Origin of the sequence: Labrenzia sp. PHM005, assembly GCF_006517275.1 — a bacterium.
Classification (GTDB): domain Bacteria; phylum Pseudomonadota; class Alphaproteobacteria; order Rhizobiales; family Stappiaceae; genus Roseibium.
The window spans coordinates 402,912-420,542 of the sequence record NZ_CP041191.1; the positions used below are offsets into that span (position 1 = coordinate 402,912).

13 protein-coding genes are annotated in these 17,631 nt (G+C 53.3%); 4 read left to right on the forward strand and 9 right to left on the reverse strand.

The genetic code is table 11. The features are described from left to right. Window positions 1-20: 20 nt before the first annotated feature. The 7 genes from FJ695_RS02025 to FJ695_RS02055 all read right to left on the reverse strand — a co-directional run bounded on the left by FJ695_RS02025 (window position 21) and on the right by FJ695_RS02055 (window position 10,027). Window positions 21-1,652, reverse strand: a complete 1,632-nt coding sequence (locus tag FJ695_RS02025; RefSeq protein WP_141183883.1) for an ABC transporter ATP-binding protein — start codon at window positions 1,650-1,652, stop codon at window positions 21-23. Between the two features lie 10 nt (window positions 1,653-1,662). Beyond that, window positions 1,663-2,757 carry an ABC transporter permease gene (locus FJ695_RS02030; RefSeq protein ID WP_247653835.1) on the reverse strand — a complete coding sequence of 365 codons (1,095 nt, stop codon included), beginning with the start codon at window positions 2,755-2,757 and terminating at the stop codon, window positions 1,663-1,665. A 92-nt stretch (window positions 2,758-2,849) separates the two neighbouring features. Continuing rightward, a complete protein-coding gene (locus FJ695_RS02035; protein ID WP_141183885.1) occupies window positions 2,850-3,971 on the reverse strand; it encodes a microcin C ABC transporter permease YejB in 1,122 nt (373 codons plus the stop codon). A 63-nt stretch (window positions 3,972-4,034) separates the two neighbouring features. Continuing rightward, entirely contained in the window at window positions 4,035-5,924 is a 1,890-nt protein-coding gene (locus FJ695_RS02040) for an extracellular solute-binding protein (RefSeq protein ID WP_141183886.1), read from the reverse strand. After that, window positions 5,921-7,723: an extracellular solute-binding protein gene (locus FJ695_RS02045; protein ID WP_209010886.1), complete on the reverse strand. Its 1,803-nt coding sequence runs from the start codon at window positions 7,721-7,723 to the stop codon at window positions 5,921-5,923. The genes FJ695_RS02040 and FJ695_RS02045 overlap by 4 nt, the downstream gene beginning before the upstream one ends. A gap of 162 nt (window positions 7,724-7,885) precedes the next feature. Beyond that, window positions 7,886-9,316, reverse strand: a complete 1,431-nt coding sequence (locus tag FJ695_RS02050; protein WP_141183888.1) for a diguanylate cyclase — start codon at window positions 9,314-9,316, stop codon at window positions 7,886-7,888. 159 nt (window positions 9,317-9,475) lie between these two features. Continuing rightward, a complete protein-coding gene (locus FJ695_RS02055) occupies window positions 9,476-10,027 on the reverse strand; it encodes a cytochrome c family protein (RefSeq protein ID WP_141183889.1) in 552 nt (183 codons plus the stop codon). A 201-nt stretch (window positions 10,028-10,228) separates the two neighbouring features. On the opposite strand from FJ695_RS02055, the gene FJ695_RS02060 reads away from it, so the two are divergent. The 3 genes from FJ695_RS02060 to FJ695_RS02070 are packed head-to-tail and all read left to right on the forward strand — an operon-like array spanning window position 10,229 to window position 12,923. Continuing rightward, window positions 10,229-10,963, forward strand: coding sequence for a 3-deoxy-manno-octulosonate cytidylyltransferase (locus FJ695_RS02060; RefSeq protein WP_209010887.1), 735 nt, complete (start codon window positions 10,229-10,231; stop codon window positions 10,961-10,963). A 28-nt stretch (window positions 10,964-10,991) separates the two neighbouring features. Then, on the forward strand, window positions 10,992-11,882 hold the full coding sequence (locus FJ695_RS02065) for a prephenate dehydratase (protein WP_141183891.1): 891 nt from the start codon (window positions 10,992-10,994) through the stop codon (window positions 11,880-11,882). Window positions 11,883-11,921: 39 nt separating this feature from the next. Next, a complete protein-coding gene (locus FJ695_RS02070) occupies window positions 11,922-12,923 on the forward strand; it encodes an adenosine kinase (protein ID WP_141183892.1) in 1,002 nt (333 codons plus the stop codon). Between the two features lie 53 nt (window positions 12,924-12,976). Here FJ695_RS02070 and FJ695_RS02075 read toward each other — a convergent pair whose 3' ends face one another. Next, entirely contained in the window at window positions 12,977-13,597 is a 621-nt protein-coding gene (locus FJ695_RS02075; RefSeq protein ID WP_141183893.1) for a 2,3-bisphosphoglycerate-dependent phosphoglycerate mutase, read from the reverse strand. A gap of 34 nt (window positions 13,598-13,631) precedes the next feature. Next, complete coding sequence (dapB, locus tag FJ695_RS02080) at window positions 13,632-14,444, reverse strand: 4-hydroxy-tetrahydrodipicolinate reductase (RefSeq protein ID WP_141183894.1); 813 nt, start codon at window positions 14,442-14,444, stop codon at window positions 13,632-13,634. A 428-nt stretch (window positions 14,445-14,872) separates the two neighbouring features. Between dapB and FJ695_RS02085 the strand changes: the two genes are divergently transcribed. Beyond that, window positions 14,873-17,617, forward strand: coding sequence for an EAL domain-containing protein (locus FJ695_RS02085; protein WP_141183895.1), 2,745 nt, complete (start codon window positions 14,873-14,875; stop codon window positions 17,615-17,617). The last annotated feature ends 14 nt before the right edge of the window (window positions 17,618-17,631 follow it).

Sequence of the window (17,631 nt, forward strand, 5' to 3'; positions counted from 1 at the left end):
AGCAATCCCCGATGGCTTGGTTAAACACTCACCACACCTTCCGGAGCAGTCTCCAGACGGAAGGCAGCCGCCATTAGGGCTTTCGTATAATCGGTTTCCGGGGAATCGAATATCTTCTCGGCCGGGCCTGATTCCACAACCTTACCCTGGCGCATGACGACCACTTCATTGGCCAGTGCCCGAACGACCTTCAGATCGTGGGAAATGAAGAGGTAGGCAAGGCCATGCGCCTTTTGCAGGTCCCGCAGGAGATCGACCACCTGGGCTTGGACACTCATGTCGAGCGCCGATGTCGGCTCATCGAGCATGACGAATTTCGGCTCCAGAACCATCGCCCGGGCGATGGAAATGCGCTGGCGCTGGCCGCCCGAGAATTCGTGCGGATAGCGATGCCGGGTCGATGCATCAAGGCCAACCTCTTCAAGCGCACCGGCAACCTTGCGGTCCCGTTCTTCAGCCGAAATGCCTGGAAAATGCACCTGTAGGCCTTCGCCAACGATGTCGGCGACCGACATGCGCGGTGACAGTGCGCCATAGGGGTCCTGGAAGACAATTTGCATATCGCGGCGCAAGGGACGCATTTCCTTCCAGGAGTTTTCCTGAATATCCTGACCGTTGAACGCAATCCGGCCGGTGGAAGAAATCATCCTCAAGATGGCAAGGCCGAGTGTGGTCTTTCCAGATCCACTTTCGCCGACGATACCAAGCGTCTGACCTTTCCGGACGGTGACATCTATCCCGTCGACCGCTTTCACGTGATCCACCGTCCGGCGTAGGAAACCGCGTTTGATCGGAAACCAGACCTTTAAATCGTCTGCCTGAACAACAATCGGTTTGTCCGTATCGGTTTCGGGTGGATTGCCTTTCGGCTCAGCGGCCAGCAAATGTTTGGTGTAGTCGTGCTGCGGGTTGTCGAAAATCTCGGCAACCGGCCCCTGTTCAACAATTTTGCCACCAGTCATGACACAGACACGGTCGGCAAATTTGCGCACGATGCCGAGATCATGGGTGATAAACAGCATGGCCATGCCCTGCTGTTTCTGCAGATCCTTCAATAGCTCCAGGATCTGCGCCTGCACAGTAACATCAAGGGCAGTTGTCGGCTCGTCAGCAATCAAAAGATCCGGTTCATTCGCGAGCGCCATGGCAATCATCACGCGCTGACGTTGGCCGCCGGACAACTGATGCGGATAAGACCCTAACCGGGATTCCGGATCACGGATCCCCACTTGGTTCATCAGTTCCAGAACGCGTTCGCGGGCCTTTGTATCGCTCATCCCCCGGTGGATTTTGAGTATCTCTGATATCTGCCGTTCCACAGTGTGCAGCGGATTGAGCGAGGTCATCGGCTCCTGAAAAATCATCGAGACTTCATTGCCGCGCACTTTCCGCATCTCGCTTGCCGAGGCGTGCAGCAGGTCGACACCGTCCTTAAGGATTTTGCCCGTTGGGTGGGAAGCTGCTGGATAAGGCAGAAGTTTCAGGATCGACAGAGCCGAGACCGATTTTCCTGAACCACTTTCCCCAACAAGCGCGACGGTTTCACCCTTGTTGATGTCGAAGGAAATCTGATCAACAGCGAGCGTTTCTTTGCCACCTTGGGTAAAGGCCACCGAAAGATCCTGAATGGAGACGAGAGTTTCTTTGGTCATAGGTCTCTCCTCACGCCAGGCTCTTGCGCGGATCAAAAGCATCGCGCACCGCTTCACCAATGAAGATCAGTAGGCTGAGCATCAGCGAGATCACCATAAAGCCGGTGATGCCAAGCCAGGGTGCTTGAAGATTATTCTTGCCTTGTGCCAGCAATTCACCCAACGACGCGGATCCAGGCGGTAAGCCAAAGCCGAGGAAATCCAGCGCAGTCAGTGTTGAGATCGAGCCATTCAGAATAAATGGCATGAACGTGAGCGTCGCGACCATCGCGTTTGGCAGCAGGTGCCGCCACATGATGACACGGTTGGATACGCCCAGCGCCCGAGCTGCCGAGATGTATTCAAAGTTCCGCCCGCGTAGGAATTCGGCCCGAACGACGCCAACCAGCGCCACCCAGGAGAAGGCCAAAAGGATCGTAAACAGCGTCCAGAATCCGGGGATCAAAACCGAAGAGACAATCAAGATCAGATAAAGCGTTGGGATGGCGGTCCAGATCTCGATGAACCGCTGGAAGATCAGATCGACCCAACCGCCATAGTAGCCTTGTACTGCCCCAGCTGCGATGCCTATCACGGAGGAGGCCAAGGTCAGAGCCAGGCCAAAGAGGACCGAGATCCGAAAACCATAGACAAGACGCGCTAGAACATCGCGGCCTTGGTCGTCCGTGCCGAGCCAGTTCCAATTGCCCATGACGCAATTCGGATCGTCAGCCCCCATCGGATACCGCTGGCAGCGCTCTTGCTTATCCATCATCCAGGACGGTGGCGCGGGAGCGGGGACTGGAATCTCATGGTTCACGGTCCGGTAGGAATAACGGACCAGAGGCCAGAGCATCCAGCCGTTGTTCGCTATTTCTTCCTGAATGAAGGGGTCGCGGTAGTCTGTGATCGCCAGAAATCCGCCGAATTTTTCTTCCGGATAATCAACAAAGACGGGCATAAGCAGCTCGCCCTGATAGGACACCAGAACCGGCTTGTCATTGGTCAGAAACTCGGCTCCCATCGCGAGCACAAAAAGAACCAGGAAAATCCACAAGGACCAGTAGCCGCGGCGGTTGGCCTTGAAGTTGGCAAGACGCCGCTGATTGATCGGCGACAGGCGCATTTTTCTAGGCGGCGGGGTGTTTTCTTCAGCGACGGGTGCTGGAGCGCTATAACCAGCGTTTTCCAGATCTTTGGTAAGGCGCGTGTCCATGACTACACCTCCCGACTTTCAAAATCGATCCTAGGATCGATCCAGGTGTAGGTGAGATCGGAAATCAGGTTCACCAGAAGGCCCATGAGCGAGAAGATATAGAGCGTCGCAAAGACCACGGCATAGTCGCGGTTGATGACCGATTCAAAGCCGAGCAGTCCCAAGCCATCCAGCGAGAAGATTGTCTCGATCAGCAGAGATCCTGCGAAGAAAGACGAGATGAAGGCCCCCGGAAAACCGGCCACCACGATCAGCATGGCATTTCGGAACACATGGCCATAAAGCACTTGGCCTTCGGTGAGCCCCTTGGCGCGCGCAGTGATCACATATTGCTTGCGGATTTCATCCAGGAAGGAGTTTTTCGTCAAAAGTGTTGTTGTTGCAAAAGCTGACAGGACCATGGCGGTCAGCGGCAACGCCAGATGCCAGAAATAATCCGCAATCCGCGCCGGCCAGGAAAGCTCTTCCCAATTGTCCGAAACCAGCCCACGAAGCGGGAAAATATCCCAAAATGACCCGCCGGCAAATAGTACGATCAAAAGGACCGCAAACAAGAAGCCTGGAATGGCATAAGCCACCACGATCACACCAGACGTCCAGACATCAAAGCGCGAGCCATCACTGACCGCCTTGCGGATGCCGAGCGGGATCGAGACCGCGTAGGAAATCAGCGTCATCCAAAGCCCGAGCGAGATCGAGACGGGCAGTTTTTCGGCAATCAGATCCAAGATTCGGATGTCGCGGAAATAACTCTCGCCGAAATCAAAGCGGGCATAGTCCCATAACATCGTCAGGAAACGTTCGAGCGGCGGCTTGTCAAAGCCAAACTGCGCTTCCAGCTCCTTGATGAATTCCGGGTCGAGCCCCTGAGCGCCCCGGTATTTAGACGTAACACTATCGCCCCCACCGCCACTGGATCCGGACGATTCATTGCCGATATTCCCCATATCGCTGCCACCGCCGCTGATGCGTGACGTTGCATCAACATCGGTACCGGAAATCTGCGCGATCACCCGCTCAACCGGGCCGCCAGGCGCAAACTGAATTATGAAAAAATTGATCGCCATAATCCCGACCAGGGTCGGGATCATCAGCAATAAACGGCGGAGAATATAAGCGCCCATAGGGTTCGTATCGTCCCTTTAAGTTTCGGCCAAAAACTGCAAGCCACAGGTATCTTTAAAACTTTACCCTGCTTCTTCGATGATTTTGGCTTTTTCCGGATCTATCCACCACAGATCTTCCACGGGGAAGAAGTACCGTGGCGGCTCTGGCGGATAACCGAACATGTCCCAAATAGCGACCGAATGGGTGTTCTTATGCCACTGCGGTATCCAATAATAACCCGCCCTCAAGACCCGGTCGAGCGCCCGGGCGGCTGTGTTCATCTCGTCTTTCGACTGCGCTGCAAGAATTTTGTCCGTCAGGGCATCAATCACCGGGTCGGCGATCCCAGACAAGTTGCTGCTGCCAGGCACATCAGCTGAACGCGATGTCCAATATTCCCGGATCGGATCGGATAGAGTCGCCGAAAAAGCAAAGCGGCGGTTGGCAATATCGAAATCAAACTCGTTGAGCCGGGCCTGGTATTGCGCACCGTCCACCACTCTAAAGTTTGCCTGAATACCGAGCCTCTTGAGATTTTTGATAAATGGATTTGCAATCCGCTCGAAAGAGGTCGTGTTGTTCAGGAACTCGATGCTGAGCTGTTTGCCGTCCGGTCCAATCAGATCCGCGCCCTGACGCGTATATCCTGCTGCCTTTAGAAGTTCGTTTGCCTTGCGCAGCAGACTCCGGTCGGCGCCCGTGCCATTGCTCACCGGCGGCGTAACGGGTTCCCCGAACACCACCTCCGGCAGTTGCTCCCGGTACGGTTCCAAAAGCGCAAGTTCTGCACCTTGAGGCTCGCCCTCCGCCTTCATCTCGGAGTTCTCGAAATATGACTCGGTCCGTTTATAAAGGCCATAAAACAGGTTCTTGTTCGACCATTCAAAATCGAACGCATATCCGAGTGCTTGGCGCACTCTCGGATCTTTGAATTTGTCGCGGCGTGTGTTGAGGAACCACCCTTGAGCTCCGGACGGGCGGCCGTCTGGGAACACTTTCGTCACCACACGGCCATCGACAACGGCGGGGAAGTTGTATTCCGTCGCCCAATTTTTTGACGAAAACTCTTCGCGGTAGCGGACGGTGCCCTTCTTAAATGCTTCAAAGGCAACTTGCCTTTCCCGGAAGAACTCGACCCGGACGATCTCAAAATTTTTCTGTCCGCGGACGACTGGCAGGTCTTTGCCCCAATAATCCTTGATCTTGTGGTACTCGACAAACCGCCCGACTGCGTGTTTCCCGACCTTATAAGGACCAGACGATAGCGGCGGGGTCAGCGTGCTTTGTTTAAAGTCATAAGCTGTGTAGTAGCGCTTTGAAAAAATCGGATACCCAGAAGCAACGTCAAGGGGATAGTTTCGGGATTGAGTGCCATCAAATTGCAACGCCACCCGGTGCTCATCCAAAACTTCCGCACCGCTCAAAACACGCATCGGCTGGCTGATGTTTGGGTGACCGTTTTCCTTCAAAAGAAGCATCGAGAACGCGACATCTTCCGCCGTCAGCTTCGATCCATCATGGAACCGCGCTTCCGGCCTTAAATTAAAGGTAAAGCGGTTGCCATCGTCTGACACTTCAACACTTTCGGCGACCAGTCCGTAAACCGCATCCGGTTCGTCATAGGCCCGTACCATCAGTGTATCGAAACACAGCTCCATGCGCGGTGGAGCGTCCCCCTTCAGAATAAAAGAATTGAAGGTGTTATAGGTCAGAACGTTCTGATTGAAGGACCAATACGGGGCTTGAAAATTGAAGGTTCCCCCCTTTGGAGCGTCGGGATTGACGTAGTCAAAGTGCGTAAAATCCGGACCGTATTTCAGATCTCCAAACACCGACAATCCATGGTGCGGACCACTTCCAGGGCTGGCGGCCACAACGCCGGACAGCAACGAGGTTGAGCCGGCCGTAAGTGCAGCAGCTCCTGAAAGTTTCAGGACTTGCCGCCGGCTGGGGCTCGTGATCGCAGTCATTTCAACGCCTCGGTCTTGGCAGCCTTGGCTTCATCATACCACCAGATTGTGGGGAAACCTGTGCTGTATTCCGGCATGTTTTCCGGATGAGAGAAGCGGTCCCACCGTGCTGTGCGAGTCTCATCGACATAAAACTGCGGCACCACATAGTGGTTCCACAAAAGCACCCGGTCGAGAGCATGTGTGGCGGCTACCAAAGTCTCGCGATCTTCGGCAAAAATCACCTTTTCGATGAGATGATCAATCGCAGGGTTCTTGATCCCGCCGTAGTTGGCAGAGCTGGCGTTGTCGGCTGCTTCCGAGCCCCAATACTCCCGCTGTTCATTGCCAGGAGACAATGACTGGCCGATCGCAAGCGTTGTTGCATCGAAGTCGCGACTGCGGACCCTGTTGATGAACTGGGATGTGTCGACCAGCCGCAAGATCGCCTTGATACCAATGCTCTCCAAGTTTTTCGAATAAGGCAACAACGAGCGCTCGCTGGCTTTATCCCGATACAAAAACTCAATGCTCAGCTGCTCGCCGGTCGCAGGATCTATCATCTTGCGTCCTTCGAGCTTGTACCCGGCACCCCGCAACAATTTGACTGCTTCGCGTAGATTTGCCCGCACGTTTTTCGGCGAACCGCCAACCGGGTTTTTGAATTCTTCGGTAAAGACCTGCGGCGGCACCTGGTCCCGCACCTCTTCCAGAATTTCAAGTTCCTTGCCTTGCGGCAGGCCGGAAGAGGCCAAATCAGTTCCCGAATAATAGGAGTTGACCCGTTTTAGGAGATTAGCGGAGATGATCTCGTTGGTCGTCTCAAAGTCATAAGCGTAATTGAGGGCCCGGCGAACATCCGGGTTCTGGAACTTTTCGCGGCGCAGGTTCAGGAAATACCCCTGCATGACCCCTGTGGAGCGGTCGGGAAAGATTTCCTTGACGATCCGGCCATCCTTGATCGCCGGGAAATCATACCGTTTAGCCCACTGACTGGAGCTGCGTTCAGTGTGATAGTCGTATTGGTCGCCTTTAAATCCTTCGAATTGAACGGCGTCGTCCAAAAAAGAAATATATCGGATCTCTTCGAAGTTGCCGGTGCCAATCCGGATCGGAAGGTCCTTGCCCCAATAGTCGTCGACACGCTCGTAGATTACTTGGCGGTTGGCTGAAAAATCTTTGATGCGGTACTGGCCCGATCCAAGCGGCGGTTCCAAGGTGCTTTTGGATATATCGCGCTTTTCACCCTTTGCATTCATGCCTTCCCACCAGTGTTTTGGCAGAACAAACAGTTGCCCCATGATCTTGGGAAGTTCGCGATTGTTCGCAGTGTCAAACGAAAAGCGGACAACATTTCCGTCGACAACCTCAGTCTCCGTGACGTTTTTGTAGTAAAACTTGCGCTGCGGATCGAGTTCGATCGCTTTTTCAAACGACCAGATGACGTCTTCAACTGTCACCGGTTTACCATCATGCCATTTGGCGTTGGGGTTTAGCCGATACTCGACCCAAGAGTAGTCATCCGGAAAACGCACGGCATCTGCAAGCACACCATACTGCGCACTGATGTCGTCTTCATCGAGTGATGGCTCCATCAGGTTTTCATAGATATTGAAGATACCGGGTGCGGCATGACCTTTTGGCGGCAAGAAATTAAATGAATCGAAGCCGCCCCGGGCAGCCATGCGAACAACACCGGTTTTCGGTGCATCCGGATTGACATAATCAAAATGCGTAACGTCTGGGCCGTATTTCGGCGTCCCGTTCAACGCAGCTGCATGGAGCCACTCCGGTTCCTGGGCTGCCAGTGGACTTGCCATGGCCGAAACCAAGAGAGTTGCCCCTGCCAGGAGTGCAGATAGGTTTAGTGATTTGCATGCATCCCAAGCGGCTCGCATCACCTGCTCCGTCTGAATTGATTTTCAGTTAGTGTAGGGAGCGGCGGGCAAAACGCCAGCTATTTGGCATGATATGACAGAAATTTAACCTGTCTGAGGCACTCCGCTGCCAGCGGCAACTTCAGTCTTTTGCCGGTTTTTGGCCTTTTGGGCATACATGCGGCTGTCAGCGACCCGCAGCAGATCATCTATGGTTCCGGCATCACTTGGAAAACTTGCGCTTCCGATACTGGCTTTAACCTCAATTCGAACGCCCGAGAATTCGAACATTTGCGAGACCCGGTCGGCCAAACGCTCCAGGAATGCATCCTTTTCCGCTCGGCGCATGTTGCCCGGAGTCAATATGATAAATTCATCACCACCTACCCGGGCAACTGTATCGGTCTGCCGGATTTGCTGCTGCAAACGGTGGCTGACTTCTATCAACAACTGATCGCCGACCGCATGCCCATAATTGTCGTTGACGGGTTTGAATGCATCCAGATCTACATAAAAGATCTCGAAACCATTTCCTGTCCGCTCCGACATCACGGCAAATTGGAGCATGCGATCTTCAAGGAGGCGGCGGTTGGCCAACCCGGTTAACGGATCATGCAAAGCCATTGACCGGACTTTATAGACTTCACTGATCAACAAGAACGCCATGGCGCCGAACACCAATGAAATCAGGCTGCCAACCAGCTGCGTGATCCAGATATTTCTTTCATTGGCCACCCAGCCATTTCTCGGATAGCCGAGCACTTCCCAATTCAGCCCACCTGGCAAGTTTAGAGGCAGTCCAACACCGTCCTCGGCCAAAAGGCCAAACCCACCGAAAACATGTGCGTTGTCCGGATTGGCTGCACCCTTGTCGATGATCTCGATCCTGAGTTCGTTGGCGGTATCAGATACACCAGCAGCCTTCATCAAACCCGCCTCGTCGACAACGAGCGATGCGACCCCCCAATAGGGTCGCTCAGCAAGTGGCTGACCGGGATTGATTGGCGGAAATACAGGAATCCGGATCAAAAGAGCCCGCCCCCCCTGAACCAACTCCAAAGGGCCAGCAATGACCACATCACGCTCAAGCATTGCCCTTCGGATCGCGGGCCATTGGCTGGTGTTCATCCGGTAATTCAGGCCGATAGCCGCCTGATTCGGCTGGTGTGGATACACGGCCCGCAATATATTGTTTGGCGCCAGGCCAATCGACCGAATGACCGGATTTCCCTCGATCAGGTCCGCCGCAACGGCTTCATAATGCGCAGCTTCAAAGGGTTGATTTGCAAAATGGATAACGTTGGCGCGTAAGCCCAACCCATAGGCCACTGTCCGGCTGAGTTCGCCTTCCAGGCGGGCGCGCACTTCAGACAGTCTGGCGACAGCTTCACGTTTGTTTTGAGAAACAAGCTCACTGCGCACCGTGTTTCCGACATGCGCTGTCAAAGCGACACCGGTAAGAAAACATACGACAGCGACAAGGGACGCGACCCAGGTACCATTTGTATATGTAAAGTACTGACGTAACCCGCTCATGCCGGCTGGACCCGATCCAAACGTCGTTTATGACAATATAACTCAAATACTACGTAGCGTCACAAATATTAATTTTCTACATAAACAAAAGAAGAAAGCCGGACTTTCGCCCGGCTTTCTAATAATTTTACCTATACCTTCAGGAAAACGCCTTGCGCTTTACTCGCCAGGCAACGGTTTTGGCGCATCAGATTGCTCACGCATGTACGCAATCATGTTTGCGCGGTCTTCCGGTTTACGCAGGCCGGCAAAACCCATCGATGTGCCAGAGACGTAGTTTTTCGGAGACTCCAAGAAGCTGTTAAGCCCCTCATAGGTCCACTCAGGATTTCCTTCACCGTAGGCAACCATGGAGGTCGAGTACTTCGCGCCGTCCACGCCACCTGGCTTGCGGCCAATGATATCATAGAGGTTCGGGCCGACCTTGTTGGCGCCACCTTGATCAAAGGTGTGGCAAGCTGCGCATTTCTTCGCAACTTTTTCACCTGCAGATGCTGAAGCTGCCGCCATAAGTTCGCCGATCGGAACAGCATCCGGCTCAGGTGTTACTTCAGAAGTTGAATCTTCTGCTGAGGCGACGACAATTTCATAGCCCGGCTTGCCCGGAATCGTCGGCTCAAAAATAATGTCGGAAACGATTCCAACACCCATAGTCAATATCAACACCATAAGAACCGCACCTGCGGCCTTGTTCAGCGTAAAGGAATCCATTCTCTCCGGCTCCAAGCTCATACGCGTCCGGGCCCGTAACTTTGTGGTCACGAACCCTATCAGCTCTTCGAATTTCGCCGGAACCTACAAATTTTTTGACCTTGCTGTCCATAGCTTTAAAAGGACAACGTGTACGACATTCGGACGCGGACCTGGAAATTGGCCATTTTTGTGCTTCCAGACGCCCCCAAGGAGACCGGTTTGAGTTCAGCCATTGTCATTATTCCCGCCCGGCTATCTGCCACACGGCTACCAAACAAGCCGTTGGCGGACATCTGCGGAAAACCTATGATTGTGAGGGTTCTAGAGCAGGCTTTGAATGCCGATATCGGACCTGTAGCAGTGGCAACTGACGATAGCAGCATCGCTGAGGCCGTACACGACCATGGCGGCAAAGCCATTATGACCCGCACCGATCACGAATCTGGCTCAGACAGGATCCATGAAGCCGCCGATATCGCCGATCCGGACGGAAAATTCGACATTGTGCTGAATGTGCAAGGGGATGTTCCCTTGATTGAACCTGCCGCGATTCGTGCGGCATTTGCTCCGCTATCTGTTCCAGGCGTCGATATTGGCACCATAATGACTGAGCTCACCAATCCGGATTTCCGGGACGATCCGAACTTTGTCAAAGCAGTGACAAGCCCCAACGGCCATGGCCATCACCGGGCGCTCTATTTCACTCGCGTCACCGCTCCGGGCGGCGAAGGCCCGCTCTATCACCACATCGGCATCTATGCCTATCGACGGGCTGCTTTGAACCAATTTGTTGCTTTACCACCTTCTCCACTTGAAAAACGCGAGAAGCTGGAACAGCTTCGTGCGCTGGAAGCGGGGATGCGGATCGATGTGTCGATCATTGGCTCCGCCCCAATGGACGTCAACACACCCGATGATCTAGAACGGGCCCGCGCGGCCTACCGAACCCTATGACCCTGCCGCACAGAAGCTGGACACACCCATGAATAATCCGAAAAAAATCGTCTTCCAGGGGGAGACCGGCGCCAACTCACATATGGCGTGCCGCGATGTTTATCCTGACTACGAGGCCATTCCCTGCGCCACCTTTGAAGACTGTTTTTCGGCAATGGCAGAGGGAAAATCGGATCTCGCGATGATCCCGATCGAAAACTCGGTGGCCGGCCGTGTGGCTGACATTCACCACCTTTTGCCGGGCTCAAACCTGCATATCATCGGCGAATACTTCATGCCGATCCGGTTTCAGCTCATGGCTCCCAAAGGCACGCAGCTTGAGAGCCTGACAACGGTCCAAAGCCATGTGCACGCACTCGGTCAGTGCCGCAACATCATACGTGAACTTGGCTTGACCGCCGTGGTCGGCGCCGACACGGCCGGCTCCGCACGGCAGATTGCAGAGCTTGGAGATCCCACACACGCGGCTCTCGCTCCGAAGATGGCTGCCGAGATTTACGGGCTGGATATCCTGCGCCAAGATGTCGAAGACGAAGCGCACAACACGACACGTTTTGTCATCTTATCCCGGGACAAGATGGAAGCGGCTCACAATGGCCAACCAGTGATCACCACCTTCATTTTCCGGGTCCGCAACGTGCCGGCGGCGCTTTACAAAGCGCTCGGTGGATTTGCGACAAACAACGTCAACATGACCAAGCTGGAATCCTACCAGCTGGAAGGCCAGTTTTTCGCTTCCATGTTTTATGCCGACATTGAGGGTCATCCGAACGATCCGCATGTCGCTCTGGCTCTTGAGGAACTCGCGTTTTTCTGCGCCGAACTTAAAATTGTCGGCGTTTACCGGGCAAGTCCCTTCCGCGACAAGATCCGTGAACCGGAAGCTAACCGAGCCTTAAGACCCAATCCGCAATCTTAAGGGCAACGCCCTAATCCCAGAGGACCCCCAGAGGACCCAATGACCGAGATCCGTTTTGATGCCCTGTGCATCGGGAATGCCATTTGTGATGTGTTTGCCCATGTGGAAGAGGATTTTCTTGTAAAGGAAGATCTCGTTAAAGGCTCTATGCGGCTGATCGAAACCGACGAAGCGGTCGAACTGTTCAACAAGATGGGGCAGACTGTGCGGGTTTCGGGCGGCAGTGCTGGCAACACGGCCGCAGGCATTGCATCCCTTGGCGGTAAGCCAGCCTACTTTGGCAAGGTGGCTGAGGATGAACTCGGCGACAGTTATTATCACGACATGAACGGCACCGGTGTATACTTCAACACACCGCGCCTGCGTGAATGGAAGCCCACTGCCCGGTCGATGATCCTGATCACGCCGGATGGCGAGCGAACCATGAACACCTATCTCGGAGCCTGCACAGAGTTCAGCCCGTCAGATGTTGATGAGGATGTCGTTGCTGCCTCTGCGATCACCTATATGGAAGGTTATCTGTGGGATCCGGAAGAAGCCAAGAAAGCCTTTTTAGCGGCCGCCGAGATCGCGCACAAACACAGCCGGAAGGTTGCCATAACCCTGTCGGACTCCTTCTGTGTCGACAGGTACCGCGATGAGTTCAAGGGCCTGCTGTCCGACGGTGTTGTTGATCTGATGTTTGCAAATGAGCATGAACTAAAGGCGCTCTATCAGACCGGTGATCTCGATACCGCTATTGATGCTGCGCGCAACAGCGGCGCCATAACTGCGCTCACTCTCGGCAAAGAAGGCGCAATGATTGTCACCCGCGACGAGACCGTCAAAGTCCCTGCGCAGGACGTGGATAATGTTGTCGATCTAACCGGAGCCGGCGACCTTTTTGCCTCCGGGTTCCTGTTCGGCCTGGCCCGGGACTATTCTTTGACGACTGCAGCTGAACTTGGCTGCATTTGCGCTGCTAGCGTCATCAAGCACGTGGGCGCTCGCCCGGAACGCCCGTTGAAAAACCTCGCGGCGCAAAGCGGTTTTGAAGTCTAAATAAAGAAAAGGGCGGCCAATCGGCCGCCCTTTGTAATTCGGGCTCACAACTGTCAGGCAGCCAGGTCCTGCACACTCAGAACGTTTCCATCCTCGTCCAGCCGGTAGATAACCGGCGTCCCAGTTCCTAGTTCCCGCTTGAGGATCTCTTCCGGGCTGAGGCCTTCAAGCTCCATGATCAAAGCACGCAAGGAATTGCCATGGGCCGCCACGATCGTGCGCTTGCCAGCAAGCACACGGGGTAGAATTTCGGCCTTGTAATACGGCAAGACGCGTTCAGCGGTCAGTTTCAGGCTTTCGCCGCCAGGAGGCGGAATGTCGTAGGACCGGCGCCAAATGTGAACCTGCTCTTCACCGAATTTCTCGCGCGCTTCGTCCTTGTTCATACCGGTCAGATCGCCGTAATCGCGCTCGTTTAATGCCTGGTCCTTGATGGTTTCCAGGCCGGCCTGATCCAATTCATCCAAAATGATGCCAAGCGTTTTTTGAGCGCGGGACAAAACAGACGTGAAGGCCAAATCGAATGTCAGTTTCAGGTCACGCAATTGCTCGCCCGCTTTATGGGCTTCCGCGACGCCTTGCTCCGTCAGACCCGGATCCTTCCAGCCGGTGAACAGGTTCTTCAAGTTCCATTCGCTCTGTCCGTGGCGGACAAGCACTAGCAGGCGTTCCATTCCGATCTCCTCAGGTGGATAATCTCTAAATATTTCAAGAATCTAGGCCGAGAACATCGGCCATAGAGTAGAACCCGGGTTTTTGGTCAAATCCCCATAGCGCGGCCTTTACAGCCCCACGGGCGAACAACTGGCGGTCTTCTGCCCGATGCGTCAGCTCGATGCGTTCGCCTTCTCCGGCGAGAATAACCGAGTGCTCACCAATGACAGAACCGCCGCGCAGAGTGGCAAATCCTATATCGCCAGTCCTGCGCGGATCCATAATGCCGTCGCGGCTGCGCACAGAGTGGGCCTCAAGATCGATTCCGCGCCCCTCTGCGGCAGCTTCTCCCAATAGAAGGGCGGTGCCTGAGGGCGCATCAACCTTGTGCTTGTGATGCATCTCCAGAACTTCAATGTCGAAATCCGCGTCCAAAGCAGCTGCCGCTTTTCGAACCAAACTTGCGAGCAGATTGACACCCAAGCTCATATTTCCAGATTTGATAATCCGGGCATGGCGGGCAGCAGCTTTTAGCGGAGCGTCCTCATCGGCTCCCCACCCAGTTGTCCCAATGACATGAACGATCCTGGCTTGAGCCGCCAATTCGGCAAACCAGAGACTCGCTTTTGGGGCCGTGAAATCCAGAACACCATCTGCTTTTGCAAAGGCCGTCAAAGGGTCATCGGTAATCAGTACGTCCAGCGCACCAACACCCGAGAGCTCACCGGCATCCCGGCCTAGAAAGCTGGACCCTTCCTGCTCAATAGCCGCAACAACATCTGCACCATTGGCTTCGGTCACGGCGCGGATCAAGGCCCGCCCCATCCGACCACCAGCACCAACGACTACCAAGCGCATCACACCCATACCTTGTCCTCGTTTAACTCCGGCAGCGGTATAGCAGCTTCGCGACGGCTAGCAAATCTCAGAATCTCGTGGAACCAGGCAATACGAGATAGAATTCATTAGCATTATTACCATGGTCATTACTTTCAATTTTAAGTCTTATTTTGCCAAAACACAATTTCTGCTTCAAAATTCCAAATTCACTTCACGATTGCTAAACTCGGCGCGCAATAAAGTTTCTAAGTATCACTCTAGCTGTGAGGAACTGGCCAAAAATGAAAAACGTCATCCACCCAGTGCTCTTCCGGCCAGCCGACGATCAGGTCTGCAAGCAAACATTATTAGTCAGCTTTGATGTGTCTGGGCAGAAACTGACCCGTCTATTTGATAACCGCGCGATCAAAACAAAACACGAATAAACTGGTAAAGTGCCGCCACAGGAGCTGGATGTGCAATCCAATTTATCCATATCGTACAATCGCCTTATTGTGGCGTTGTTTGCATTTGGACTGATTGCCACTTGCTTTGCCCTCTTTTGGATTACCTTGCTCGGCAGCAGATCGATCGCGGAGCATGAAATCTCCCGCACCGCGAAGTCACAAGCTGCACTTACCCGCCTGGTTGTTGATCAGTATTTTGAGCGGCTTGAGATACAAATCAGAAGCATTGCCTCTGACCCTGACATAAGGGCAGCTATTGAGCAAAAGGACCTGCCCACTGCTTTAAGGATCGCCGAACAGGCTACACTTGGCCTGAACAACGCCGTCCTTGACCTCTTGCTCATCGACCTTCCTAGTGAACCGGAATGGCTCAATGTTAGTCTAGGTCTCGTAGACATTCGCGAACACATTCCGGCAGAAATTAGAAACTCCTTTCCACCGGATCTCTGGGTCACCTACACCAATCATGACATTGAACCGGAATACATGACTGCTGCTTTGTCGGTTTCTATTCTCCATCCAGAATCCGGCGAATTAATTGGTAAAATTGTTGGCGGGATCGCTATTACAGACTCCTATATTTTGCCTGGCCTTTTGGCTGACACCCTTAGTGTATTCAGTCTCGGCCTATTTCATGAAAATGAGATGGTTGCAGGCGTGGGAGACATTACCACCGGTGACCTGCCGAATATCTGGCCAGAAACCCTTGGCGAGACGACATCAGCGCTTCGCGGCGATACGCTTTATATTGCCACGCCACTGAAGCAGACTTTTGATGGTCACCTTTTTTCTGCGGTTATTAAGCAGCCAGTGGATACACTTCAAAAGGTTGATGACACATACCTTCGCCTGTTTCCTCCGTTTTTGCTCTATACACTGTTGTTGACCATCGGCATTGCCCTTCTGATCAATAAGATCACTTCAGGCGGGCTCAGATCGCTTTTAACTTACACTAGCGACCTGAGCCGAAGTAATGTGCCGGATCCACCACCACCTGGACTGATCCGTGAATTCAATCAGCTCGCAAAGAACTTCCATCACGCATTTGAGGTCACTCTTGAACGTGATGCACAGTTCCGTGAATTGATTGATGATTCGATCCAGGGGATGGTCATTCATTCAAACGAAAAGATCCTTTATATAAACAATGCCTTGCTTCAGATTTTGGACTATGGCGCTGATGAACTTGTTGGTCAGTCCATCTGGAAGATCTACGCTCCTGAAGAGCATGAGCGTATGCGCAAATATAGGAAGCTCCGTTTAGAAGGTGGTGTTCTCCCATCAGTTTACGAAGTGAAGGCTTTAAAAAAAACTGGCGACCCAATCTGGGTCGAACAACATGTCCGAATGACATCGTGGAATGGGTCGCCCGCAATCCACGCTACCGTCACAGATATACAAAAACGCAAAGCGCAGAAAAAACTGATCGAGCAGTATGCAGACTATGACGTTCTGACAGGACTGCCGAACCGCACTCTCTTTCTAGACTGCCTGCGCCAGGACCTCGTACAGCAAGAAAAATCGAATTCAATCGGGGCCGTATTCATCATCAGTTTCGACCTACTGAAATCGGCGGATAAACCCTTTGTCCATGAAACCTGGGATCCAGTCCTGCAAGAAGTCGCCAAACGGATCGAAAGGGTTGTTGGTAGCCGCGATACGGTTTCACAGCTTGGCTACCAAGAATTCGCCGTTCTTTTAACCGACATTAAGGACGACTGGAAAACAAAACAGGTTGCGCAAAAGATCCTGCAGGCCCTTTCAAAAGAGTTTGATGTTGGAAAAGACAAAGACATCGAATTCACCGCCAATATCGGGGTTTCGGTCTATCCACTTGACAGCACGAACGAGACAACCCTGCTGAAACAAGCAGAATCCGCTAGAGACCACGCCAAGTCAGAGGGTCACAACCAATTCCGCTTTTTCTCCAAAAGGATGAATGAAAGAGCGGCTCGCGCCTTGTTGCTCGAAACAACCTTAGGCAAAGCAATCGAGGACGGAGAGCTGGACCTCAGTTTTCAACCGGCAATCAATGTCGACACAGGCAAGTTGATTGTGTGCGATGCGGCGGTTTACTGGCAAAACAAACAACTTGGATTGGTCACCGCAGCGGAGATCACCAGTGCAGCAGAGGACGCAGGTCTTACGCAAGCTCTTGGGAAATGGACCCTTCAACAAACCTGTACCTTTTACCGGTCCATAGTTGATGAGGGGCACAGACTGCCAGCCATCAGCATCAGTGTCTCAAGCCATCAATGCTGTGATCCAGAGTTTTCGCAGACTTTAAAAGCTGCCTTGAAATCAGCGGACATAGATCCTTCTGGTCTGCGGCTGGAGCTATCTGATGGTTTATCAAGCAGGCAGATACCCGATTTACAGAACACTTTCCCAAGGCTGGCCGGCCTCGGTGTGAAAGTGACTTTGGGCAACTTCGGGATCAGCACAACATCTCTAGAAGAGCTAACAAGTCTTCCCATCGATATGCTGAAGATCGATCGCGCTCTTACTGACGACGCCATCCAAGACCCCAACCGGCAAAAGCTCGTTAAGGCGATCACCACGATGGCAAACTCAATGAACATCCAGGTGATCTGTAATGGAGCCGACACTCGCGAAGTATGTTTGCTGCTACGCAGTCTCGGCTGCTCTTTTGTTCAAGGAGACTATGTTGCTCCACCGATGGATCCAAGCTCGTTCAAGAAATATATCAGAGAAAAAAATCCAAAGGATCAGAGCATTTCGGCCACGGGATGATCTTATGCACAGAG

Bases quoted from the DNA above. Each gene is read 5' to 3' on its own strand.
- FJ695_RS02025 (WP_141183883.1), bottom strand. From the start codon at position 1,652: ATGACCAAAGAAACTCTCGTCTCCATTCAGGATCTTTCGGTGGCCTTT.
- FJ695_RS02030 (WP_247653835.1), bottom strand. From the start codon at position 2,757: ATGCGCCTGTCGCCGATCAATCAGCGGCGTCTTGCCAACTTCAAGGCC.
- FJ695_RS02035 (WP_141183885.1), bottom strand. From the start codon at position 3,971: ATGGGCGCTTATATTCTCCGCCGTTTATTGCTGATGATCCCGACCCTG.
- FJ695_RS02040 (WP_141183886.1), bottom strand. From the start codon at position 5,924: ATGACTGCGATCACGAGCCCCAGCCGGCGGCAAGTCCTGAAACTTTCA.
- FJ695_RS02045 (WP_209010886.1), bottom strand. From the start codon at position 7,723: ATGGCAAGTCCACTGGCAGCCCAGGAACCGGAGTGGCTCCATGCAGCT.
- FJ695_RS02050 (WP_141183888.1), bottom strand. From the start codon at position 9,316: ATGAGCGGGTTACGTCAGTACTTTACATATACAAATGGTACCTGGGTC.
- FJ695_RS02055 (WP_141183889.1), bottom strand. From the start codon at position 10,027: ATGGATTCCTTTACGCTGAACAAGGCCGCAGGTGCGGTTCTTATGGTG.
- FJ695_RS02065 (WP_141183891.1), top strand. From the start codon at position 10,992: ATGAATAATCCGAAAAAAATCGTCTTCCAGGGGGAGACCGGCGCCAAC.
- FJ695_RS02070 (WP_141183892.1), top strand. From the start codon at position 11,922: ATGACCGAGATCCGTTTTGATGCCCTGTGCATCGGGAATGCCATTTGT.
- FJ695_RS02075 (WP_141183893.1), bottom strand. From the start codon at position 13,597: ATGGAACGCCTGCTAGTGCTTGTCCGCCACGGACAGAGCGAATGGAAC.
- dapB (WP_141183894.1), bottom strand. From the start codon at position 14,444: ATGGGTGTGATGCGCTTGGTAGTCGTTGGTGCTGGTGGTCGGATGGGG.